At 62.8% G+C, this 24303-nt stretch carries 19 protein-coding genes; 7 read left to right on the top strand and 12 right to left on the bottom strand.

Annotation, left to right across the window (positions count from 1 at the left end; all coding sequences use genetic code 11):
- Positions 1-710: 710 nt before the first annotated feature.
- A complete protein-coding gene (locus BUB04_RS17220; RefSeq protein ID WP_073041783.1) occupies positions 711-2009 on the top strand; it encodes a helix-turn-helix domain-containing protein in 1299 nt (432 codons plus the stop codon).
- 504 nt (positions 2010-2513) lie between these two features.
- On the opposite strand, the gene BUB04_RS17215 is transcribed toward BUB04_RS17220, so the two are convergent.
- The 9 genes from BUB04_RS17215 to BUB04_RS17175 form a co-directional block, all read right to left on the bottom strand.
- Positions 2514-2720 carry a 4Fe-4S binding protein gene (locus tag BUB04_RS17215; protein ID WP_073041781.1) on the bottom strand — a complete coding sequence of 69 codons (207 nt, stop codon included), beginning with the start codon at positions 2718-2720 and terminating at the stop codon, positions 2514-2516.
- Positions 2721-2797: 77 nt separating this feature from the next.
- On the bottom strand, positions 2798-4363 hold the full coding sequence (locus BUB04_RS17210) for an FMN-binding glutamate synthase family protein (RefSeq protein WP_073041779.1): 1566 nt from the start codon (positions 4361-4363) through the stop codon (positions 2798-2800).
- Between the two features lie 475 nt (positions 4364-4838).
- Positions 4839-6857: a methyl-accepting chemotaxis protein gene (locus BUB04_RS17205; protein WP_073041777.1), complete on the bottom strand. Its 2019-nt coding sequence runs from the start codon at positions 6855-6857 to the stop codon at positions 4839-4841.
- Between the two features lie 496 nt (positions 6858-7353).
- Positions 7354-7920 carry a flavodoxin family protein gene (locus BUB04_RS17200; protein ID WP_073041775.1) on the bottom strand — a complete coding sequence of 189 codons (567 nt, stop codon included), beginning with the start codon at positions 7918-7920 and terminating at the stop codon, positions 7354-7356.
- 39 nt (positions 7921-7959) lie between these two features.
- Entirely contained in the window at positions 7960-9531 is a 1572-nt protein-coding gene (locus BUB04_RS17195; RefSeq protein WP_073041773.1) for an ArnT family glycosyltransferase, read from the bottom strand.
- Between the two features lie 5 nt (positions 9532-9536).
- Entirely contained in the window at positions 9537-9872 is a 336-nt protein-coding gene (locus BUB04_RS17190; protein WP_084076615.1) for a lipid-A-disaccharide synthase N-terminal domain-containing protein, read from the bottom strand.
- The gene (locus BUB04_RS17185; RefSeq protein WP_073041771.1) at positions 9863-10600 is read right to left on the bottom strand and encodes a glycosyltransferase family 2 protein; all 738 of its coding nucleotides are present in this window, start codon (positions 10598-10600) and stop codon (positions 9863-9865) included. The genes BUB04_RS17190 and BUB04_RS17185 overlap by 10 nt, the downstream gene beginning before the upstream one ends.
- 86 nt (positions 10601-10686) lie before the next feature.
- Positions 10687-12126, bottom strand: coding sequence for a sensor histidine kinase (locus BUB04_RS17180; protein WP_084076614.1), 1440 nt, complete (start codon positions 12124-12126; stop codon positions 10687-10689).
- Positions 12110-12781 (bottom strand): response regulator transcription factor, encoded by a 672-nt coding sequence (locus BUB04_RS17175; RefSeq protein WP_084076618.1) that lies wholly within the window; start codon positions 12779-12781, stop codon positions 12110-12112. The genes BUB04_RS17180 and BUB04_RS17175 overlap by 17 nt, the downstream gene beginning before the upstream one ends.
- Positions 12782-13302: 521 nt before the next feature.
- Here BUB04_RS17175 and BUB04_RS17170 point away from each other — a divergent pair.
- From BUB04_RS17170 to BUB04_RS17145, 6 genes are all read left to right on the top strand, one after another.
- Positions 13303-15105, top strand: a complete 1803-nt coding sequence (locus BUB04_RS17170; protein WP_073041768.1) for an ATP-binding protein — start codon at positions 13303-13305, stop codon at positions 15103-15105.
- Positions 15102-15734 carry a response regulator gene (locus BUB04_RS17165; RefSeq protein ID WP_084076612.1) on the top strand — a complete coding sequence of 211 codons (633 nt, stop codon included), beginning with the start codon at positions 15102-15104 and terminating at the stop codon, positions 15732-15734. Before BUB04_RS17170 ends, BUB04_RS17165 begins: the two co-directional genes overlap by 4 nt.
- A 119-nt stretch (positions 15735-15853) precedes the next feature.
- A complete protein-coding gene (locus tag BUB04_RS17160) occupies positions 15854-16222 on the top strand; it encodes a response regulator (protein ID WP_073041766.1) in 369 nt (122 codons plus the stop codon).
- 67 nt (positions 16223-16289) lie between these two features.
- Positions 16290-17720: a DegQ family serine endoprotease gene (locus BUB04_RS17155; protein ID WP_073041764.1), complete on the top strand. Its 1431-nt coding sequence runs from the start codon at positions 16290-16292 to the stop codon at positions 17718-17720.
- Between the two features lie 1195 nt (positions 17721-18915).
- Positions 18916-19173 carry a 4Fe-4S binding protein gene (locus BUB04_RS18890; RefSeq protein WP_218588514.1) on the top strand — a complete coding sequence of 86 codons (258 nt, stop codon included), beginning with the start codon at positions 18916-18918 and terminating at the stop codon, positions 19171-19173.
- Positions 19174-19247: 74 nt separating this feature from the next.
- Positions 19248-20165, top strand: coding sequence for a radical SAM protein (locus BUB04_RS17145; RefSeq protein WP_073041762.1), 918 nt, complete (start codon positions 19248-19250; stop codon positions 20163-20165).
- A gap of 60 nt (positions 20166-20225) precedes the next feature.
- Here BUB04_RS17145 and BUB04_RS17140 read toward each other — a convergent pair whose 3' ends face one another.
- From BUB04_RS17140 to BUB04_RS17130, 3 genes are all read right to left on the bottom strand, one after another.
- A complete protein-coding gene (locus BUB04_RS17140; protein ID WP_073041760.1) occupies positions 20226-21059 on the bottom strand; it encodes a DUF4405 domain-containing protein in 834 nt (277 codons plus the stop codon).
- An 805-nt stretch (positions 21060-21864) separates the two neighbouring features.
- Entirely contained in the window at positions 21865-23313 is a 1449-nt protein-coding gene (locus BUB04_RS17135; RefSeq protein WP_245795229.1) for a sigma-54 interaction domain-containing protein, read from the bottom strand.
- A 367-nt stretch (positions 23314-23680) separates the two neighbouring features.
- Complete coding sequence (locus tag BUB04_RS17130; protein WP_073041758.1) at positions 23681-24049, bottom strand: DsrE family protein; 369 nt, start codon at positions 24047-24049, stop codon at positions 23681-23683.
- Positions 24050-24303: the final 254 nt, after the last annotated feature.

The following is a 24303-nucleotide window of genomic DNA, read 5'->3' as shown; positions in this document are numbered from 1 at the left end:
CGGCTCCAGGTCGAAGTTTGTGTTCTCCGTTTCTCGCCCTTTCGTCTGCGAGTGCCACAGTATCTCGACCATACCTTGCCGCTTTGACACGGTCTGGACTTCGTCCTTCCCTAGGAGACTCGTCGAGTCGTAAGGCCGAATCGCGTTCGTCATCCTGCGGACTGTGTGTTCGTCTCCGGTTGCTTCCCACCCCGCCTCACGGCGACGCAGTTACCTTCGACTACCGGGAGCGGGCATCTCCCGGAAGAGGACTTTCACCTCTCTGATCACGCCTGCTCCCAGGCGCACTAGGGGCGAAGACTCCTTCGCCCTTACAAGCGTACTGATTATCCGTTCCTCCCAACATGGGATCCTGTCCGACAACGACCCCGAAAGCCTCTTCTCCCGGGAGCTTGTCTGAGAATGGGAGTCCGGACGAGATGCCGGGAAATGTACGTTTTCTTCACAGCCCCATCAATTGGCAGGTGATACCCGATGGCCTGTCCGAAGACCGGAGGCTCTTCCGCAGCCCTAAAGGGCTGCGCTACGAGAAAGCAAGAGGTTCCCAGCGTTTTCGGACAAGCTCCCAGGCCGCCCGAACATCCCCGCCCTGCGGAAGCCATCTCGCCCGCGCACGACGCCGTCCAAGACCTTCGTTGACGCCCCCAGTCGGGTTGGGTAGCGTAGCTTGAACCCATATTCCAGCCTGTCGGAAAGAAAAGGAACAGACCATGACCAACCTGCGCGCGATATCCTCCGGCATCGAAGGACTCGATACGCTTCTCGGAGGCGTTCTCATCGGAGACAATGTGATTTGGTACGACGACGCGGGCAGCCTGGCCACCGTCTTCTGCCACCGCTTCCTGGAAGCCTCCTTGCGGGACGGCAGGCCCGTGATCTACGTCAGTTTCGACCGGTCGCCGAGAAACCTTCTGGACCGCCTGGGAAACACGGCCCAGCACAGGGGCCTCATCGTCCTGGACTGCTTCACCTTCGGCAAGGGACGCGGCTCCCCCACCTTTCTCACTTTCTACGACCGCGACGTCAACCTGTGGCCCTGCCGGATCGAGAGGCTCGACACTCCGGAGGACATGAACGCCTTCATGGAACGGCTCTACGGCCTGCACGCCGAGCAGGAAGGGGACGTCCGCTTCATCTTCGAAAGCATCACGGGGATGCAGGAACTCTGGGGGGGCGAGGACATCCTGGCGCGGTTCTACACCCATTCGTGTCCCCGGCTCTACGAACTGAACACCGTGGCTTACTGGATCATGGAAAAAAAGGCCCACTCACCCCGCCTTCGGGCCCAGCTCAACCAGATCGCCCAGGTGGTCATCGAATTGAACATCAAGAGGGGAACCACCACACTCACGGTGGTCAAGGCGGAAAGGCGGGAGGTGGAATCCCTGGGAGAGCCCGTCCATTACTGGACCAAGGGAGCGGAGGTGATTTTCGAACACGACGGGGCCCTGGCGGACCGGGCCGGCATCGGCCGGCGCCTCAAGAACCTGAGGATCCAGAAGGGGCTTTCCCAGACCGAGCTGGGGCGACTGGTGGGACTCACGCCCAGCAGCATCAGCCAGGTGGAAAGCAACCTCATCTATCCATCCATTCCCGCCCTGCTCAAGATGGCGGAAGTCCTGCAAGTGCCGGTGGGTTCCTTTTTCGGAGAAGAGGAAGAACAAGGGCCCTGCCCCGTCCTTACGGAAAGCGAGGCCTCCATCCTCAAGCCCTCCCACCTGGCGTCCGAGGAAGTAACCATCAAGCTGCTCACCCCGCTGGACAGGAACTCCCCCCTGGAACCCTATCTGGTGGAGCTGGCCCCGGGAGCCGCCCTGGGCACCCATTTTTTCCGCCGAAAAGGCGGTGAGATGGGCTACGTGTTGGAAGGCTCCGTGGCTTTTCGGCTGGAACAAGGCACCTGCACCGCCCAAAGGGGGGATCTGATCCACTTGACCTCCGAAATCCCCAGCCAGTGGCGGAACACCGGAAGCGAGACGGCAAGGCTGCTGTGGGTGTTGAGCAAATGAGCGGAAGCTGAAGGACTCACGCAAAGGCGCCAAGACGCAAAGAGAGAATTCCGCCGCGTAGGGGCGAAGGATTTTTCGCCCCTCCGAAATGCGTTGATCCCTCGGGTAGGGGCGGGGTTTATCCCCGCCCGCTCATCCCTTGATGCTAGACAAACCCGATGATCCGCATTTTGCAGGAACATCGGGAACTCCAATCAACACCTGCGGGAGCGGCGAAAGCCGCGAAACGGATGGCCGGCCATTCAGCGGCCGTGCGGCCACCAGCTCATCGCGCCTTGCGGCGCCCCCACAGGGTGGACACCACCAGTGAAAACCACTCGCTTTTTCATGTGAAGAGCAAACGCCCGGCGAGGTTCCCCGCGGGGCTTCAGCCCCGCGGCTACACCGGACCTCACCAAATCCCTGCAACCCACATGGAGCGCGGGCCTCGGTCCCGCCTCTGGTGCGGGCGAGACGCCCGCGCTCCCAGGAAACCGGTGCGGGAAGGAACTGGGCGTTCGGGCTTTAGGCCGCCTTGATAAAGGACGCGGGAGCCTTGTTTTGGAGGACCTTGAATCCGAAGGCGACGCACGCCCGGTTGCAGGAGCCGCAACCGATGCACTTTTCCGTGTCCAGCACCATGGTGCCGTTCAGTTCCGTAATGGCGTGCACGGCGCACACATGTTGAGCGTAGCAGGACTTGCACAGATGGGCGCAGATGTTTTTGGACATGACCTTCTCCTTCCTTGAAATGGGGCGGAAGCACCCCCGGGCGTTCCGGAGGCGCACCCCCGTTGGGGTCGGGACGTTCAGCCCAGGATCTTCTCGATCTCTTCCCGGTCGCAGTCCATGACGTAGGGGATCCCCGAGATCTCGGCCGCTTCCCGGGTGAGAGCCACGATGTCGTTTCGGTCGATGTATTTCAGGGCGAACTTGCGCGCTCCGGCCATGAGCTGCTGCAGGCCCTGGCGAAGCCGGTCGATGTAGGAATACATGCCGATGGCACCGGCGGGGATCTTCGCAAAGTCGTCCCCGTAGCGCTCCTTCAGTTGGGCTCCCACGGCGAAGAGACTCAGGTAGCCCTCCTCCACGGAACGGCCCTGTTGCTGCATCTTTTCGGCCATGAGCTTCCCGTGAGTCTTGCCCACCATGGCGGCCGTCATCATGGCGCGCCCCAGACAGATGGCCTTCACGTAGGGGGCTCCCAATGCGATGGCCTTGAAAAGATGATCCTCCAGGCTCAAGCCGCCGGCGATGGCGATGGGGGGCACATAGGCGCCCTTGGCCCGAAGCCTTTCACACATCTCGTAGGCCAGGCACTCCAGATAAACGGTGGGGATGCCCCACTCGTTCATCATGCGCCAGGGGCTCATGCCCGTGCCGCCGCCGGCGCCGTCGATGGTCAGAAGGTCGATCTTGGCTTCCGACGAATACTTGATGGCCCGGGCCAGATCCACGGGACGGTAGGCGCCCGTCTTGAGGGTCACGTACTTGGCGCCCACCTTTCGCAGGCGCTCCACTTCCTTGTAGAAGCCTTCCTCGTCCACCATGCCCAGGCGGGAGTGGCGCTCGAACTCGCTGATGCCGCCCGCCTGGAACGCCTTCTGCACGGCCGGCCGGGTGGGATCGGGCAGGACGATGTAGCCGCGCTCCTTGAGCTGCAGGGCCCTCTCCAGGGTGGGGAGCTTCACCTCGCCGCCGATGTCCTTGGCACCCTGGCCCCACTTGAGCTCAAAGATCTCCACGCCCAGCTTCTCGATCACATATTCGGGAACGCCCAGCTTGGTGTCTTCCACGTTGGCCTGGACGATGATCCCGCCCTTTCCGTCGTACCAGCGCTTGAAGGCGGAAACGCGGCGCTCCATCTCGGGGGATTTCACCACCCGGCCATTCTTGATCTCCGCCTGGGGATCCATGCCGCAGATGTTCTCTCCGGCCACCACCAGCACGCCGGAGATGGCCGCGCCCACCGCCATGTCCTCCCAGTTGATCCGGGCGATGTCCGTGGATCCCACGGCGCCGGTGAAAACGGGGAAGTCCAGCTGGATGGACCCGTCGGCTCCCACCTCCGTCGTACAGTCCACCGCCGGAAACGTGGCCACGTCCGGATCCGCATCCACCCCCACGGCTCCCACACAGGTGCCCTGAATGTTGAAATGGGAAAAATCCACCGGGTAATCCTTGTCGGCTCCCGCCGTGATCTTTCCAAAGGGCTGGGGATAGATCATTTCCCGGCCCTTGAGCGCCGATCGACCGATTTCGCACGGCCCTTCGCAACCGTCCAGGCACGTGACGCAAATCCCCGAGATGGGGGCCGGCTCCACGCGGGTGGTGGTGAGGGTGGCGGCACTGCGGTTGGGTCTGCTGTACGACATGGGGGGCTCCTCCTTTCGCGACGTGGTTTTCAGTGCACAAAAAAAAGGCGCACGAAACCCCCTTTTCCAGGAGACTCCGGACGCCTTCGTCCTATTCTACTCCGGCCCGCACGCCTTTGTGCACCGGAGTATTCAGCTTATATTATAAAAGCGAATGTATTTTTAGCGGTGCTGACAGCTCGCGTCAAGGGAAAAGTGAAATCATGCGCAAACGCCGCTTGAAATCCGCGGATGTCACGCAGTCGCCCATTTTCGTTAAAGTAAGTATGATATGGCTTTGATCGCCCATTGACGCCTCCGCTCAGCCGGGGAATCCGGCCCTTTGGGCAGACTAAGCCTGCCACCCGGTCTCCGACAAGGAAGCGGGGCGGCCGAAACCCTCTGGTGGGGTGATGAAAGGAAGGGGTTCCGCTGAGTGGGAGGGCTGGAAGATCGGCTCCAGTACCACTTAGAGTTCCTGGAGCCGATCCTCTTCTCAGAAGTCCTGGAAGTCTTCGTCAAAGGGAATGAGTTCTTCCGGCCTGGTTTTTGTTCCCTTTTCGGGCGCAGAAGGGTGGATCCTGTCCTTCGCTGCTTGGTTGCCCGATCCAGCAGTGCCCAATCGGGGCGTTGGGGATTGGGGCCGAGAGCCCGCTTTTCCACCTCTCCTTCGAAGCCCCCTCAGTCCTCCATCTTTTGCCCTCCGCCCCACGAGGGCCACGAGGTCTTCGACGTAGGCTCGCAGTTGCGCTGCTTGTGCACTCATCTCCTCCGCGGCGGAAGCGGACTCTTCGGCGTTGGCCGCGTTTTGCTGCACGACCCTGTCCATCTGGGAAATGGATGTGTTTACCTGGCCGATGCCTTCGCTCTGCTCGTTGGAAGCCGCCGCGATCTCATTCACCAACTCGGCCACCTTTCCCACGCTCTCGTGGACCATGGCGAAGGCCCGGTTCGTGGAACCGGTCAGATCCGCCCCCTGCTTTACTCGAACCACGGTGCCCTCAATGAGCTGGGCCGTGTTCTTGGCCGCTTCGGCCGCCCGCATGGCCAGGTTTCGCACCTCATCGGCGACCACGGCGAACCCCGCTCCGGCCTCTCCCGCCCGGGCCGCCTCCACCGCCGCGTTCAATGCGAGAAGATTCGTCTGAAAGGCGATTTCGTCGATGGTCTTGATGATCTTCTGGGTTTCCGCGCTGGAGCGGGAGATCTCTTCCATGGAATGGAGGAGTTCCCCCATGCTCTTCTTGGCTTGCTCGGCCGCTTCGGCCGCCTGCCTCATGAGACCGTCGGCCTGGGCGGCGTTGTCCGCGTTCTGCCGCGTCATGGAAGCCATCTCTTCCACGGCGGAGGAGGTTTCTTCAATCCCCGCCGCCTGCTCAGAAGCACCTTCCGCCAGCTGCTGGCTTGCCGAAGCCACCTGGCCGGCCGCAGACGCCACCTGCTCCGCGCTTTCTCCCAAATCCTCTATGGATTTTCGAAGCACGCCATTGATCCCCCGCGTCACAAGACCCCCGAGGATGGCTGCCAGCGCAAGGCCGGCCAAGGCCACACCCGTCATCACGGTCTGCATTCGACCGGCGGAAGCGATCGATTTTTCGGTGACCATGCCTCCCACGTCCTTGTTGATGTCCACGACCTTTTGCAACAGGGACACGGCAACACGCTGCTTCTCGGTCACCGGACCCAGCAATTGCTCCTCCAGTGCGTGCATGGTGGCAAGGGCCTCGTCGGCCACACCGGCGAAGGCATCCATATGCCTGTGCGTTTCCTCGCGAGCCGGGCGGACGCCTTCGTCAAAAACCTTTCGGGCCTCCTCCGGACGCCCCGAACGCACCAACTGCTTCATCTGGCGCACGCCGTCATGAAATCGGCGGTGCGGCTCGGCCACCGCCGTCATGATCCTTTTCAGTTCCGGATTTTCCGAAGAAAAACCGGAAAGCCACCTTCCGAACCTGCAGGCCTCAGGATCGTCCCCGCCTTCAAAGCTCCGGCCGCTCAGCATCAGATCGTAAAGGGAAATGATCAGGTTATAGTGATCCGCCTGAAACGTGGACACCTCGTTTTTGAATTCATCCGGATCGTTGATCCCCATGGCGTCGAATTTCTTGGCCATTTCCATTGCCTTGTCGTTTTCCTGTTTCCAGGCCTGCAGGGCTTCCCTAAACCTCTTCCACAGCTCCGCTTCCTCCGGTGTCCGGGGAAGCAGCTCGTAGACCTTCATGGCAGCCTGGTAGGTCTCGCGGGCTTCGACGATGTTGTCGTATTGGCTTTGACGCAACGCCGGATCCAGCCCGGAGATGGCCAGTGTGCGAAGACTTCCCTTGATGGCTTCCAGCCGTTGAGCCATCTCTTGGGTGGACATCACGCCGGGTAGTCGCACACGGCCCACCTCCCGCAAGGCCTCGGCGCCCTGATGAGCCGTGAAATATCCGACGCCTCCCAGAAGCGCCACGACCGCGCATACCGCGGTGAAACTCAGAGCCAATTTCCTTCCCACCGTCCATCGCTTTTCCATCAAGGTTGCCTCCTCCTTTCCCATTCTCACCGTGCGATGCCGTACGCCAGGACGCCAACGCCCCCGGCCGCATAGGTGTCGGACCCTCTCCTTGCAACACCGGGATTCCCCCGGCAGCGGATCCTCGCACCCGCCCGTAATTTAATTCGCCTTGCGTAATCTTATATCTCATATTGTAATTGATCGGATCCTTGGAACGAAAACTTTAGCGAGATTCCGTCCCAAAGATGGAGTGAATCCTTTTGCCTGGAAGAAGCGGGCGCGGCGGCAGGCGGGGCGGCTGCCAGGGCCGTGACCCCAGAGGGTCCCGGGGCGGGCAAGGCGGAACGCGTTCCTTGTGGAGCAAAACCGTCCGGCAGGCGCTCTGCCACCTTGGCGGCGGCGACAACGCCGGGATCGTCCACTTATTTCGACGGGGAGAAACGCTGTTCGGGCGGGAAAGGCATCCTGACACGGGGGACGGGACAGCGAGGGCTTTCGAGATCCGAGAGTCCGCTCATTTCCCCAGGAGCCAGTCCGCGCCCTCTTCCACGGCCTGGAAGAGATCGCCGCGGCCGTCGAGATCCCCCGGGTGGCGCACCGCCAGGGCATGGACCAGGCGGGTTTCCGTGAATCCCAACCACCGCAGGACCTCACGGTAGCGGGGGAAGACGGGGTAGGGCTCCGGTCCGCCCTGGACCAGGATGAAGAGGGCTTTCCGCCCCCGCCCCAGCCGGCTGGGGATCGGGTTGGTGAGGTAGTCCGGGACCAGAAAAGAGTAGGTCCGATCGATGAAGGTTTTCAGTTGGGCCGTCACGTCCATCCAGTAGACCGGCGTGGCGAGGACGAGGGCGTCCGCGGCGCGCACCGCCTCCAGGACGGGGGTGATGTCGTCCTCCAGGACGCAGCGGTCCCGCTGGGTCTTGCACAGGAGACAACCCTGGCAGCCGCGGAAGTTCCGTTCATTGAGGGAAACAAGATCCACCGCCGCGCCACCCTCGCGGAGTCTTTCCACCGCCCTTCGAGCCAGCGCGGCGCTGTTTCCCTTGGGACGGGGACTCGCCAACAGGGTCACCACATGCATGAAAACCTCCTCCTTGTTTTCGCCGGCCGCCAGTCCGGATCACGGGCCCGGTTTTTCGTCCGAAGGCCCCGAACCCGGGCGGCTCGGCCGGCACGGCAAAGCGATCCAGTAACGGTTGAGCGGCACACGATCCACTCGCAGGCCTGATTTTTCCAAAGTCTGCACCACCCGGTCCACGTTGTCCCGCCGCATCAGGACCAGGGGCGCCCGTCCGGTGGCGGCACTTTCCTCACACGCCCCCGCCAGCTCCGAAAAGCGGAAGAAGCCGGGCTCGGTCACCTTGTCCGAAGGATAAAACCGCTTGAGAGCCTCCGCGAAATAAAACCGGAGGGCGTAATGCGGACGATGGGATACGAGGAAGACATCGCGGCCGTCGTCGGCGGGAACCCGTACTTGAACCGCCCGGGCCACGGCGCCCATGTTCCTCTTGGAAGGCCATCGGCTGTAGACGCCTTTTCCCGCCACCAGGAGGAGGGCGCTCACCAGGGCCGTGGTCAAGACGGTGCGAACGGTCAGCCTGCCGTCGCGCACCATGGCCAGAAGGCCCCGAGCCAGCGCACACGCCACTGGGGCGAAGAGGAAGAGAACGTACAGGGGAAGGCGGGAACGGCTGAGAGAAAAGACCACCAGCGGCACGGCGATCACCACCACCACGAAGCGCCACGGCTCGGGAAGGTCTCGAAAGGCACCGGCCACGGACCGCCAAACCCCGACCCCTCTGAGCCGGGACGTTCCCGGACGGCGCACGGACCGCCGGGCATTCCAGCCGAGGAGCAGAAGCCACGGACACGACCCGCCGATCAGGAAGGGCCAGTAAACGGTGAAGGCTTCGTACCAGTGGGGGTGGCGGCCGAACTTGCTGGTGAAGATCCGACCCACCACCTCGTCTCCCAGCCAGTAACCGAGAAGCCCCGGGTAGCGCCACACGCAGTAGAGGTACCAGGACAGCGCCGTCGTCAGGAAGAGACCCAGGCCCAGGGGCCGGAAAAGGTGCGGGCCGGAACGTGTTCTGTCCCTTCCGACCAGCCGGAAGACGAGGACCGCGGCCAGGGGCACCAGGGCCGGCGGGCCCTTGGTGAGGAACGCCAGGCCGAAAAAGAGCCACATGGCCGTCCACGGCGCCGCCCTTTCCGTGCGACAGCCCCACCGGAAGGCCGCCACGGCGAGCACTTCCCACAGGACCAGCAGGGAATCGGTGTTGACCGTGTGGGCGGCCCCGGCGGGTCCCCACAGGGTGGCGTAGACGAGGGCGGCCAGGGCTCCGGTGGACCGGTCCCACAGGCCCCGGCCCAGCCGGTAGACGCCGAAAACCGTGAGCACGAAGACAGGCACGAGATAGGCCCGGGCGCCCCATTCGTTCATGCCGAACAGGCGAAGACCCGCCGCGATGGCCCAGTAGGTGAGCGGCGGTTTGGTCCAGTGGGGTGCAAAGTCCAGGGTCGGGCGCAGATAATCGCCTGAGACCATCATCTCCCGGGCGCATTCGGCGTAGCGGCCTTCGGTGGAATCGAAGAGCCCGCGGCTTCCCTGGAAGGCCGCCCCCACCAGCAACGCCAGGCAGAGCGCCAGCCAGAGGAACCGGCGCCCGTCCACAACGCGATCGTCATGCACAGCCGTCATCCTTGCCCATGGAGTGGGCTCGGGGTTTCCGCCGGCCCGTCTTGTCCCCGGTTTCCGTCCCCGCGGCTCTTTTCTCTGTAAATCAGATAGAGATTGCGGGAATAGATGATGAGCCCCGTTCCCTGGCCCAGGATGAAGACGGGATCCCGGCGCCACAGGGCGTAGGCAAAGAGGAGCGCGCCGCCGAAGAGGCTCAGGAACCAGAAGGCCACCGGCACCACGCTCTTGTGGGCCCGTTCGCTGGCGATCCACTGGACGAGGAAGCGAGCGGAAAAGAGGGCCTGGGCACCGAAGCCCACGCCGAGCCAGACCTTTGCCGCCGTCACGAACATCCCTCCTCCGGAAAGGTTTGAACGATTCGGTAGCGGAACGCCCGCCTTCTGAGCCACCAGACTCCGAAGGAATCCAGCAGCCCCACCCACAGCCGGTTGTGGATGCCGTATTTGGTGACCCCTTTTCTCCGCGGCCGATGTCCCACCTGGGTTTCCGCAATGCGGTACCCGTACAGAACCGTCAAAGTGGGCAGAAACCGATGCAGGCCCTTGAAGGGCGGAAGGTGTTCCACGCATTCCCTGCGAAAGACCCGGGTGGAACAGCCCACGTCCCGAACCGTCTTGCCGGTCACCCAGTTGCGGAACCCGTTGGCAATGCGCGAAGAGATCTTTCGCACCAGGGAATCGCGCCTTTTCGCCCGGTACCCGTTGACCATGTCATAGCCTTCGCGGCGCAGCATGTCCACGAGTCGCGGCAGGTCGGCGGGGTCGTTCTGACCGTCGCCGTCCAAGGTGGCGATGAGAGCTCCACGAGCGTGGCGGAACCCCGCCCAGAGCGCCGCCGACTGGCCCGCATTCCGTTCGAACCGCAGAAACCGGTGCCGACCTTTGGGATCCCTGGCGGCGATAATGTACAGTTTGTCCGCGGTCCCGTCCGTGGACCCGTCGTCCACCCAGAGGCATTCCCAGGTGAGGCGGCTTCCTTCCAAGGCCCAGTCCACCTCCTGGGCCAGTTCCTCCACGTTACCCTCTTCATTGAAAACAGGGATGACGATACTGAGTTCCATGATCCGTTCCTTTGCCCTTCCAGGGCCATGGCCGACTCCCAGGGATGACTCCCCCCAACACCTGCCTCACCATGTTCCCTTGTTCCTCACTTCGTCTCCGCATGGGACTGCCGATGGCTCACCCCGGTAGTCAGAGGGAGATGAATGAGAAAGGCCGTACCCCCCAGAGGAGATTCCTCCACGTGGATATGCCCCCCATGGGCGTCCACATAAGCCTTGGCAAGAGAAAGTCCCACGCCGCGCCCATCGGCCGCACCCGGCACCTCCGCTCGGAAGAACCTTTCAAAGATCTTTGTGCGCATGGGCGGGGGCACTCCCGGGCCCGAATCCTCCACACCGAGGACCGCTTTCATGTCACGGATCCGGACCACCAGGCGGATCCGGCCGCCCGCTGGGCAGAATTTCACCGCATTATCCACGAGGTTGGCCAGTGCCTGAATCAGCCGGCCGCGGTCCGCTTCCACCACGACAGCCTCGTCTTCAACCAGATCCACACTCAGGTCCAGATTCTTGGCGCGGCATGCCCCTTCAAAAAGTCCGGCCACCTGCCAGGCCAGATCGTTCAGATCCACCCGGGTCCGTTGAAGGCGCAGCAGTCCGGCCCGTGCCTCCGAAATATCCAGTACGGCATTGATGAGGGACAGGAAGCGGTCGGTTTCCTCCATGATCTGAACCAGGTTGCCCTGAATTTCCAGCGGGTTGGTTTCCATAAGCGCCTCCTCGGCCAAGGACCGAATTCGAGCCAAGGGAGTTTTGAAATCATGGGCCGTGTTATCCATCATATCGGAAAGCTCTCGGAGGTAACCTTCAATGCGACGCAGCATCATATTGAGTGTCCGGGCCAATTCGTCCAGTTCGTCGCCGGTTCCCCGAACCGGCACGCGCCGGGTCAGGTCGGACCCCGTTACGATGGACCGGGCCGCCTGGTCGATGCGCTTGACCTGGACCAGGGAGCGCCTGGCAAGGGCCCACCCGGCCGGCACCGCGATGAGCAGCGTCAACAGGGCGGCCGTGATTAGGACCCGCCGAAGACGGGCCAGGAGTCTCAGGTCCCACTCCAAGGAAACCACTTGCTCCAACACATAATCTTGGAGCCTTACGATCATGAACCGGGCCTTCAGATTGCCTCGACGGGTAACGGACACACTTCCGACTTGCCGGTCCCCCCGCCACGGTCCTGTGGGCGAAGGGACGGAAAGGTCGCCCCAGGACTCAGTATCGCTGGAAAAGACAAGACGCCCCGATTTTGAGTAGAGGCGGATGAGGAGATTTTCGGGCCCTTCCTCCGCCACTTCCGCCAGGGCGTGAGCGCGGAACCCCGCAAGCCCCCCTTTTTCCAGGGCGGCTTCCATTTCATGGAACTCCTCCAGCATCTCCGTATCCACGTTTTGGAAAACCGCACGGGCCACCATGAAGTAAATGACCAGGGACAGGAGACCGTAGAGCAGGCCGAAAACCGCCGCATGAAGGACGGTGAGCCGCAAGGACAGGCTTTTGGTCCATGAGCCTTCAAGCCTCAAAGACATAGCCCACCCCCCGTATGGTCCGGATCAGGCGCGGGTCCCCCTTGTCCCCCAGTTTGTCGCGCAGCCGACACACATGCACATCCACCACGTTGGAACCGGGATCGAATTGGTAGCCCCACACCTGGTTGAGAATCTGAGTGCGGGTCAAGACCCGGCCCGCGTTCCGGGCCATGTAGACGAGCAGAGCGAATTCCTTGGGCTGCAGATCCACCTGCCGCCCATGGACGGACGCGGTATGACGCACCACGTCCACGGTCACCGGCCCCACCTGGAGAACGGTGCTTTCGGACACCAAGCCGACCCGGCGGCCCAGCGCCCGAATCCTCGCCAGCAATTCCGAAAAGGCAAAGGGCTTGGTGAGGTAGTCGTCCCCCCCTATTTCCAGTCCCTGCACCCTGTCGTCCACGGACCGGCGAGCACTCAGGACCAGAATCGGCAGCGAAGGCTTGGCCCGGCGAACCTCCCGGATGATGGAAAATCCATCGAGGCGCGGCAGCATGATATCCACGATGAGGATATCGACCTCCGATTCCAGCGCCATGGCGAGCCCCGCGTCGCCATCCCGGGCAATCTCCACCACGAACCCCGAAGATCTCAGGCCCCTGGCCACGAAGGAGCTCAGCACCTCGTCATCTTCGATCATCAGAATCCGCATACGGCCTCTTTCCTTCCTCCAAAATCGCTTTGCCATTCCTCGTCCAGGAGCCTGTCCGCCCATGGTCCTCCGGCTCACGAGGCTGGGAACTTCCCGGTTTTTTCGTAGCCGCGGGGCTTCGGCCCCGCGGAAAGGGGCCATCCTAACCCCATGCAGTGAAGGGACGCGATGGCCCATCCGACATCCGGGGATTCCTCCACAGCCTGCCATCCTTTTATGATCAAAACATGATCGAAAGATTAAGAAAATTTCATGCACCTTTTTGAAAGGGGCGAAACATCTTTTCGTGGGCAAGGCTGCGCTCTTCTGATAAATCCTTACCCTGAGCGATTCTTGCATCGCGTTCCTCCATCGCCGCGCGCCTGGCGGGGGGGATAAAGCCCGCTCCTACCCAAGCGGTCCATCCTCGGGAGGGGCGAATTTGACAGGGCACAGGCATGACCGGAGACGGGACAACGAAGACGAACGGGGAGGTCGAAGGAAGCGGAAATCACCAAAAACGGCGCCGATGGAGCTCCCAGGTGAGGGTCTTCTCCAGTCTTCGGGTGCGCCTGCTGCTGGTGGTCTTCGCGGCCTTCGTCCCCACGTGGCTCACCCTGATCCATGAAGTGGGGGTGCGGCGTCAGGAAGCCCTGCAGAGGATCCTGGCGGACAGCCTGAACGCGGCGGAATTGGCGGCCGTGCGGGAAGAGCAGATCATCGAGGCCACGATGCAAACGCTTCGGACCATGGCCCGGGCCGTCTCTTCGAGTCCCGCCGGATGCGAGGTGCTGGCGGATCTGGCCCGGGACGCCATGGCCTCCTCGGATCGGTATCTCCATTTCGGCCTGGTCTCCTCCGCGGGGCGCGTCCTGTGCCGCGTCGTGAAGGAGGCCGATGCCGGGGTCGTCTCCCACAAGATGTGGATCCGCCGTAACGGCACTGGAAGCCGACTGTCCATCTTCTACTATCGCAGCCCGGCGATCCACCGACCCGCCCTGCTGGTCGCCGTCCCCCTGGGTCCGGACTCGGATGCTCCCGGCGCCTTTCTCTTCGCCTCCATCGACATCTCCCGACTCACCCGCTCCAGCCTTTCCGGAAAATGGGCCCAGGATCCCGCAACCGTCTTCGCCCTGGTGGACGAATCCGGGCCGTTGGCCGGCCGAACGCCGGGTCAAAGGGATCTGGCCGACGCCCTCAACCGCACCATGACCGACCTGGGAGCGGGAGACGAGGCCGCCGTTCGGGTGGTGCGGGACCCCTCGGGAGAGTCCTGGGTCTGCTCCCGGGCTCCCATCCACGGCCGTTCCCAGAACGCCGCCTTGGGGGTTCTTCTGGCCGTCCCCAAGGATCACGCCTTCCGGGACGTGGACGCCGCCCGGACCCGAGGTCTTCTGGTCATCCTGGTCGTGACGGCCCTGGCGCTCGTGATCGCTTGGATCATGGGCGGACGGGTTCTTTGGACCCCGCTCACGCACTTGGTGGACGCCACGGGCCGGATCGCCTCGGGCGATTTGACCGTTCGAAGCCGCATGGCCCAAAGGCGGGATGAGCTGGGGCTGCTGGCCCGGGCCTTCGATGCCATGGCGGCGGCCCTGGAAAAGCGCGAGCAGGACCATCTGCGCGCCCAAGAGGCCATCCGGCAAAGCGAACAGCGCCTGCGACGGCTGGGGATCCACCTGCAGCAGATCCGCGAAGAAGAGCAGAAAAGGCTGGCCATGGAGATCCACGACGACATCGGCCAGATCCTCACGGCCCTTCGTTTCGATCTTTCCTGGATCCGAAAGCACACCCCCGCGGAAAACCCCGAAAAGATTCAGGAGCGGATCGCCCGGATGTTTTCCTTGCTGGACAGCGGCATGGAAAGTGTGCACCGTCTCTGCGGACAGCTCCGGCCCCGCATCCTGGACGATTTGGGACTCGCCGAAGCGATCCGCTGGCAGGCGGAGGAATTCACCAAGCGGACGGGGATCGACTGCGACACGCGCGGAGTGGACGGCGCGGACCTTCCCGCCGAACACGCCTTGGCCCTCTTTCGGATTTTCCAGGAATCCCTGACCAACGTGGCACGCCACGCGGGAGCACGCCGCGTGGAAGTGGGACTGACCGTGGAGGCCCACGAGGCGCGGCTCACGGTTCGAGACGACGGGCGGGGGATCGATCCGGAGGCCGCCGTGAGCCCCGGGGCCTTCGGCCTCATGAGCATGCGAGAGCGGGCGGCGGCGCTGGGAGGATCCTTTCGCGCGGGCCGCCATCCGGACGGGGGAACCGTGGTGGAGGCCCGCCTGCCGCTTCCTGCCGCGGCGAGCGGGGAAAACCACACGACGGAGGAGAGCGGCACGTGATTCGGATCATCATGGCGGACGATCACCCCGTGGTCCGGCGGGGCCTCAAGGAAATCATCACCGAAGGCCTGCCTTCGGCCCGGGTGACGGAAGTCTCGGACGGCCTGGAACTGATGCGCCGCATTCGGGAATCCGACTACGACATCGTCATCCTGGACCTGAGCATGCCGGGGGCCGACGGGCTGGACACCCTGGGAAAGCTCAAGAGGGAAAAACCGGGCCTGCGCGTCCTGGTCCTGACCATCCACCCGGAAAGGCGCTACGCCGTCCAGTGCCTCAAGCTGGGCGCCGACGGGTACCTGACCAAAGACACCGCTCCCGACGAACTGGTCCTGGCCATCAAGCGCATCGCGGCGGGACGCCGCTACATCAGCACCACGCTGGCGGAACAGCTCACGGAAGAACTGGTGGGCCCCACCGGCCCGGCCCTGCACACGGCCCTCACCGACCGGGAATACCAGGTCTTCGTCCTGATCGCCTCCGGGGAACGGATCAAGGACATCGCCGACAAGCTCCACCTGAGCGCCAAGACGGTGAGCACCTACCGGAGCCGCATCCTGGAAAAGCTCCGCTGCAGGAACACGGCGGACATCATCCGATACGCCATGGAAAACAAGCTGGTGGAATAGGCCCACCCGTGTAGGAAAAATCCTACACCCGCCGTCGGAACAATCCCACAGCAGAATCAGACAAAGACCCATTTCGGAGGCCCCTCGAAACGCTTAGGGTAAGCGCAACGGAGGCGGCCATGCGATGGATCTACGTGGTGGATGATTCCCCGCTCTTTGTGAATCGCGTCCGGGAAGTGGTGGACGAGCTCCCCGACGCGGCCCTCTTGGGCCTGTCGGACAACCTGAAGGACGCATGGATGGAAATCCGGGAGTGGAAGCCCGACATCGCCGTGGTGGACCTGCAGCTGGGGGAAGAAAGCGGATTGGTGCTCCTGCGCCGCATCAAGAAGGAACTGCCCGACGTGCGCGTGATCATGACCACCGGATCCCTTTTTCCCCAGTATCGGGAAAGGTGCCTCCAGGCGGGTGCGGACGGCTTCGTGTCCAAGGGAGGCGATCCGGCTCGGGAACTGGCCCGAGCCCTCCGAGCCTGCATGGAGGGATGAAAGGGGACCGTGTCTGCCAAACGGGATGCAGACGTCTCCGAAAACGGTGAACAGAGGAGGTCAAGCGATGAAACGACGAGTCGGAAAGGTGCGATCGTATCCATTCTCCCGATGGGCCCTGGCCCTGCTGTGCGCGATGATTCTGACGGCGGGTCCCGCCGTGGGATCCCACGCCGCCGCGGCTTCCCCCGACGGGCTGCCGGACCTGGCCGAACAGGTGAAGCACAGCGTGGTCAACATCTTCACCACCCAGGTGGTCAAGGCGCCCATGAACCCCTTCATGGCCCCGGATTCCCCCTTCCGGGAATTTTTCGGCGATGATTTCTTCCGCCACTTTTTCGGGGACATGCCCCAACGGGAAATGAAAACCCACGCGCTGGGATCCGGTTTCGTGATCGATGCCGCCAAGGGCCTCATCCTCACCAACAACCACGTGGTGGCCAAGGCCACCGAAATCAAGGTCAAGCTGGACACCGGCCGGGAATACACGGCCAAGATCCTGGGACAAGACCCCAAGACGGATCTGGCGCTGATCCAGGTGAAACCGGACAAGGACTTTCCCAAGGCCCTGCCGCTGGGGGATTCGGAGGCCGTGCGGGTGGGCGACTGGGTCATGGCGGTCGGCAACCCGTTCGGGCTGGGACAGACGGTCACGGTGGGCATCATCAGCGCCAAGGGGCGCATCATCGGCGCCGGCCCCTATGACGACTTCCTGCAGACGGACGCGGCCATCAATCCGGGAAACAGCGGCGGTCCGCTTCTGGACATGAACGGACGGATCATCGGGATCAACACGGCCATCGTGGCCCACGGACAGGGGATCGGCTTCGCCATCCCCATCAACATGGCGAAGGAACTCCTGCCCCAGCTGGAATCGGGCAAGATCGTGCGCGGCTGGCTCGGCGTCACCATCCAGGACGTGACCCCGGAACTGGCAAAGCATTTCGGCATCCAGGAACAAAAGGGGGTGATCATCTCCGGGTTGCTGCCCGGAAGCCAGGCGGAAAAGGCGGGCCTGCGGCAAGGGGATGTGGTCGTCTTCTTTAACGGCCACAAGGTGGACGACGCCCGGAGCCTGTCCCGCATGGTGGCCGCCGTCCAGCCCGGCACCCGGGTCAGCCTGGGGATCATTCGGGACGGACGGAACAAGGAGATCGACGTCACCCTGGGAGAGATGCCCAAGGAAGGGGTGGAGACGGCCAGCGCAGAGGGTGAAGACTGGGGCCTCAGTGTGCAGGACCTCACGCCCGAGATCGCCGGTCGGCTGGGTCTGGATTCGAGCGCCCAGGGAGTGGTGGTCAGCGGCGTGCAGCCGGGAAGCCCCGCGGCCATGGCGGGCCTGCGCCCCGGGGACCTCATCGTGGAAGTGAACCGCCAAAAGATCAAGAATGTCCAGGACTATACGGAGGCGCTGCGGCGATCGTCCGCCGATAAGAGCCTGCTCCTCCTGGTGCGGCGTGCCGGAGGCAGCCTCTACGTGGTGCTCCAAAAGGATTAGCGGGCCGGGAAGTCCCCAAACCGTCACTCCCGCGCAAGCGGAAGTCCATAACTTCCTGCAGATCTTGGATCCCCGCTCCCCGTTCAGGCCGGGGACAAGCTTCGCGGGGATGACGAAGGGACATTCGCGGGCTTAGCGGGCGGGGATAAACCCAGCCCCTACCCAAGGGGTCCATGCGTTCATGCAGGGGCGGGCCTTACGCCCGCCCTTCAGGACCGCGCCATGGGAAAGAAAATAGCGGCTTGGTGGGAGGCAAAAAAGGTCTCGCGCAAAGACGCAAAGGCACAAAGAAAGCATCATGATCGGAAACGAGGGTGCGGGACATCCTGTTGTGAAAACAACCTTGGCTTGGGTCTCTTGTGGGAGCGGCGAAAGCCGCGAGGGGGGTGGCCGGCAATCCAACCATCGCCCGGTCACACAAAAAGCCCTGCCATGCGGCGCTCCCACAGAAGGCCCTTGCCTGGCCCACTCTTTCATCCATGCGGGGTGGCGCAAGGGGAGCCATGACGGTTAGGTCATTAGCCGCGAACGGCTCCGCACTCTTCGCCGGTAAAGACATGATGACACCGCACCCGGCCGCCAAAACCAGGGTGGCCCATCGCAGGTGCTGCAACACAAGCTGTTCGTTGCGCCCAAACCATTATCGCATACCGATCGGCACCAGCACCCACAGTCCCGCCGGCAGCGAAATACATTGACGGTTTCCCGTCCAACGGGACTTTTGCTGGAGACGCAGGAGGAAGCGAGGACTGGGGAAGAGACCGTTCCCGGTGGGTTTTGAACCCTCTATGGGTCTTTCATGCACCCAAATCAGGCTGAAGCTCCGTGGCGGCGCGCTGCGTCAAAGAGAAAGGAATACCGGCACCCGCAAGGGCTTCGCGCAGGGCGCCGAGCCGTGGCACAGACTTTGCCCGAATCAAGACTCTAAGGGCTTCCATTGAAAAAGAAGATCGGCATGAGTTCGGTGGACACCGCTGTGAATCCTGGAGGCCGACGAGGTGTACTCATGAGGATGGGAAATGGTTATGGGACGAAGAGAGGCGGAAAAGGGCGCGGACGTGGAGCGGGCCGAGGCAGGTGCCGTAGAGGCGGCGTGGCGGCTGTTTCCTTGAAATCCCAAGTCTTCATGGAACATCGGTGCATGGGCCCTGCCGAAATTCCAGATTTCGCAGACAACCACGGAGCGGAAGCGGGCTTGCCCCCGAAAAGCGTTCCGTGGATTCACGACGTCTCCCGGGATCGGGCGATCCAAACTCCGCCCCGCGTGGCCGTGGTGGATACGGAACAGTGCGCGGGATGCGGCCTGTGCAGCGACGTGTGCCCCGTGGACGCCGTAACGATCAACCACGAGGCCCATGTTGATCCCGACAGGTGCATCGGATGCGGCACCTGTTCTCGAGAATGCCCGCGCGGCGCCATCGCCCTTCGCTCGGTCGCTCCGAGACGATCCTGAGCAGCGCGGCCCCGTGGACGGCCAGTCCGCCGGGAAAAGAAGAATGCCCTTGAGCGGGCTTGAAGGAGAGTGCCATGGGATGTGTCTTCGGACCCGTGCCTTCCCGACGATTGGGACGATCCTTGGGAGTGGATCTTGTTCCTTTCAAGACGTGCACTTACGATTGCATCTACTGTCAGCTCGGGCGCACCACCCGCAAAACCGTTACCCGACGTGAATGGGTGCCTTTAGAAGATGTCCTTTCGGAACTGAAGGACAAGTTGACCTTTCAACCGGACCACATCACCCTCAGCGGATCGGGAGAACCCACCCTTTATTCCCGACTGGGGGAGCTCATCGAAGGCATCCGTTCCATGACCCAAATTCCCGTGGCGGTGCTGACCAACGGCTCCCTCCTGTGGGACCCTCAAGTGAGGCGGGACCTGACGGAAGCATCCATCGTCATCCCGTCTCTGGACGCGGGTACGGAAGACATGTTTCAGGCCGTCAATCGCCCCCATCCGCACATTCCGTTTGAGGAAATGCTCGAGGGGCTTCGCATCTTTCGTTCCGAATACCACGGCGCCTATTGGCTGGAAGTCTTTATCCTGGCAGGGCATACCGCCGTCTGGTCGGAAGCCCGCAAAATCGCGCGCTTGGCCAAGAGGATCGGGCCGGACCGCGTTCAATTGAACACGGCCTGCCGTCCCGCGGCGGAAGACTACGCCGTCGGGGTTGATCCATCGCGGCTTCAGGAAATTTCAAGGTTTTTCCATCCCCCGGCTGAGATCATTGCGGATTTTGAGGTGCCGGACCTTGGGAAAAGGGGTTCGGCGACGCGGGAGGCCGTTTACGAACTGCTCAAGCGACGCCCCTGCGGCACCGGCGACGTCGCCTCCGGACTGGGACTCCATCCCAACGAAGCCCTCAAGTACATCGAAGAACTGGTGCATCTGGACTTCGTCGAGCCGGTCAAGAAAGGCTCCAAGATCTTCTACAGGGCCCGTCTCTAACCCCCTCTTCCATCGCCCGAAAACCATTCGCATCCAACGGCGGGCGTCGCCTCCTCCGCCTCATGAGCCCGAGACCTTACGGCGAAGCATTTGGTAGAGATCCGGCGGGGTTCGGTCGTGGCCTTCCGCCAGGGCCTTGAGGGTGCTGGACGGGCCCGCTGCATACCCCGCTTCCCTCAACACGCCCAGGATCTTGTCCAGCGGGACGCCGTAGGTTGCCGCCAGATCCTGGAGGGAGAGCCGCCCCAGGCCGGCGGGAGGATTTTCCGGGAGGCCCTTGGTTGGTCGGGCGATCGGCATCTCCGGCTTCATGGCCAGGTAAAGCCCCTGGGGCGACACGCCGTTCAGAACGGCCATATCTTTCAGGGTCGCCTCCGGCGAAACCCCGACGAAGCCTTTGGCCTGGAGGCGCCGCAGGCTCTCTTCCAGATTCAGGCCCACCTTGGCCGCAAAGGAAGAAAGGGAAGACAGTTCCGCGTGGCCGTAAGGGGGAATGCCGTAACGGGCTTCCGCCTTCATCTGGAAGTAGTCGCTGCCTGCCGGGATCCAACTCAGAGGGGGCACGGCGGCCAGCGTCCCGGCCACCACGAGCGCCGTGACAAGCAAAGCCGCGTTGAAGTCCGCCGTGAAGATCCGCAACCGGCGGGCCCTGTCCTTCAGGTAGGCCGTGATGGCTGACCAGTTGTAGTAGATGTGGAGAGCCCCGGCGAGAAGAAAGAGCACGCCCAGGTTCAAATGGATTTGGGACCATTGCGTTTTGTCCAGGCCCAGCAGGCGCCAGTTGCTCCAATAGGCCACGCGGCCCTGGGGCACAATGTAAAGGACCACGCTGGTGACGAGGATCCCGAAAAAGGCGAGCATGGCAGTGAGCGAGGTGATGCGACGAAGCTTCATGGCGACCTTTCTCCTTGAACATCCACTAGTTGTTCCCATTTGGTTTGACAGCCCGGCACGCTGTTGCTTTCCGAGGAAGGTCCTTTCTCCCCGGAAGAACGAGTGGTGCCGCCTTGAGGGGCAATCGCCGTGCCATATCCGTCAATTACCGGTTCAACGCTCATGGCGAACTCGCCACTCCACAGGGATGAAAGAACCTGCAGCGGGCCGCTGTCCGCCTTGTGGGAGCGCCGCGGGGAGCGATGAGCCGGGAGCGGCCCCACCGTCATGGAACAGCCGGCCAACCGATTCGCGGCTTTCGCCGCTCCCACACCGCGTTCCTGCCTCATGGGGCGGAGACCATCCCCTGGAATGGTTCCCTTTTACCCAGGCTTCGGGCCATGCGGATGGGTGCAAGACGGAAGGTGGATCAAAATGAGCCAGGCCCTCCCGCACTTTCTAGAGCCAGGCTTTGGCGGGAGTGACGGTCGGGGTAGATCCCGGCCGCGCTCTAGGAGCGCTGCCTGAGAATGGGTTCCTTGCCTCGTTTTGTCTCCATCCGTCATCCCCGCGAAAGCGGGGATCCAGGATTCCCGAGAACCTATGGACTCCCGCTTGCGCGGGAGTGACGGTTTGCGGCCTCTTTTCTCGTAGCGCAGCCCTTTAGGGCTGCGGAGGAATTCCCGGTTGTCGGATAGGCCATCGCATATTTCTTGTCACTTCATGGAGTTACGATGATCCTTTCCGCGGGACTGAAGCCCCGCGGCTACAATGAGAAGGGGGTTTCCCGGCCTTCCAAGCCGGAAAAACATTTTCGGGCGCGCTTCTAGGAGGCGATGACCTTTTTGAGGTCGATGTTGTAGCGCTTCATGCGGTTCCAGATCGTGACGCGGCTCACCCCCAGGATGCGGGCCGCTTCGCTCTGGTTGCCGCCCGTTTGTCGAAGAACGTCGATGAGTTCCTGGCGTTGGTCTCGGGGGTACATGTGGCGGGGTGCTGGGGACGGGGCGACGGTTGCGCCCGGGGACGCGGGGACGGCGTTCGGGGCCGCCGTGGGTGTGGACGGTCGAAGGATATGGGGAGGCAGGTGTTCGGGCCGAATCTCTCCTTCTCCCGCCAGCACGCAGGCGTATTCCAGGGCGCTTTTCAGCTCGCGCACGTTTCCGGGCCAGGCGTACGCCATGAAGTGGGCCATGGCCTGGGGGCTCAGCCCCTGAATCCTTTTTCCCTTCTTCCGGTGCCGGGAAAGAAAGGCATCCACCAGAAGCGGCAGGTCTTCCATCCGTTCGCGCAGCGGAGGCAGGTGGATGGGGATCACGTTGATCCGGAAGAAAAAATCCTTCCGGAAGCTCCCCTCCCGCACCATGCGGGGAAGATCCCGGTTGGTGGCTGTGATGATCCTCACATCCACCGGGATCGGCCGATGGTCCCCCACGCGTTCCACCTGCTTGTTTTCCAGCACGCGCAGGAGCTTGACCTGGATGGAAAGGGGCACATCCCCGATTTCGTCCAGAAAGAGATCCCCGCCGTCGGCGGCCTCGAAGCGCCCCTCCCGGTGGCCGGTGGCCCCCGTGAAGGCGCCTTTCACGTGGCCGAAAAGCTCGCTTTCCAGCAAGGATTCATTGAGGGCCGCGCAGTTCACCTGGATGTAGGGCCCGTCCCGGTGGGGGCCCAGGTCGTGGATGGCCCGGGTGAAGAGTTCCTTTCCCGTGCCGCTTTCCCCGTAGATGATCACGGGGGCGTCGCTTTGGGCCGCCTTTTCGGTGATGTCGAAGGCCCTTTGCATGGCGGGCGAGGCGCCGATGATGCCGTGGAAGCCCTTTTCGCTTTCCAGGAGCCGGGAAAGCCGGACGATCTGCTCTTCCTTCCGATCCAGTTCGGAAATGTCCGTGATGGTCTCCACCGCCCCAATCACCCGGTTTCTTTCGTCTCGGAGGACCGAGGCGTTTTTCACGGCGTGGAGATACCCGCCGTCCTTTCGCATGATGAGGCAGCGCTTGTTGCGCATGCTGCCGGACACGAAAAGGGAGCACCACTTGCCGCCGCTTCCGAGCCGCTCCCCCTCGCAGCTGTCGCAGTTGAAGAGGGTGCAGGACTTTCCGAGGAGCTCTTTGCGGCCGTAGCCCGTCAGGCGGCACAAGGCCTCGTTCACCAGCAGAACCGTTCCGTCCGGTCCCACCACCATGAGCCCGTCGTTCATGGTGTTGAGGATTTCTTCCAGGTAGGCATGAATGTCCGGCATGATGAAGACCTGCCCCAGCGGTTTCCCCTTCATTTTTCATGACACCTGTCAAGAAGTATAGGCTTGCGGAACATCGAACGCAAGGGAGGGGCCGCATGGTACGCAAGGAAACCGCCACAGGAGGTCTGGAGCTTACCCCAAAACGGTCAGGCAGGCTTTTTCCTCGCAGCCAAGCCCTTCCGGGCTGCGAAAGTAGAGCCTGGGACGAAGGAGGACCCATGAGCGCCCCCGAAAGATCCCAGAGGGGAGCAGAGGATGGTTGGTGGGCGGGGATGAACCCTGTCCCTACGCAAAACCCGGTCCGCGCTCCTTCGTCCCTCTACCGGCGGACGTCTGGGGCCGCTCTCCACCGCTGGCGGCATTCGTTGCCGGTCACGCTCCATGGACCCATGCCTGCTTTTCAGTAGACCAGCGTAGCGTTGGCTTCCAGGATGTGCTGGGTGAGAGCCCCGGCGGCGGTGACCGAAGCACCCTCGATGAGCTCGTGCTCTTCGATGCGCCGCTCCTTGATGCACGGGCCGCAGACCAGGATCTTGCCGCCGGCCTCCACATAGCTTTCCACCAGGTTTTTCAAGGGCGGCAGCCCCGCCGCAAAGACGTGTTCCAGACACCCCTTGGTGGCCAGAAAGACGGCCGGGCCCTGCAGCACCACCACCGCCTCCACGTCCATGGCCTGGGCCGCGTTGGCCAGCACAAACGGAAGGCTCGCCCGCTCCGGATCATCCCCGGCGTGGGTCACGATGTAGACGATCTTTTCCGTATCCGCCATTTTCCTCTCTCCTTTCACCTTTTCCTAAACGGGCGTTTAACGGGCGGGGATAAACCCCGCCCCTACCCAAGGGAGCATTGCATTTCTTTTGCCTAATCTGAGCGATTTTTTCTTCGGGTGTCTCTTACACCGCGTGATTAGCGGGCGGGGATAACCCCCGCCCCTACCCAATGGGTCCGGGGCTTTTTGTAGGGGCGGGCTTTACGCCCGCCCTTCAGGAGCTGTCCATTAGAAAGAACCGTCCAATTCAGGTG

The sequence above is a fragment of the Desulfacinum infernum DSM 9756 genome (assembly GCF_900129305.1).
In the GTDB taxonomy this organism is placed as follows: domain Bacteria; phylum Desulfobacterota; class Syntrophobacteria; order Syntrophobacterales; family DSM-9756; genus Desulfacinum; species Desulfacinum infernum.
The sequence above is the reverse complement of the archived record's forward strand: the minus strand, read 5'-3'. Positions and strand labels throughout refer to the sequence as shown.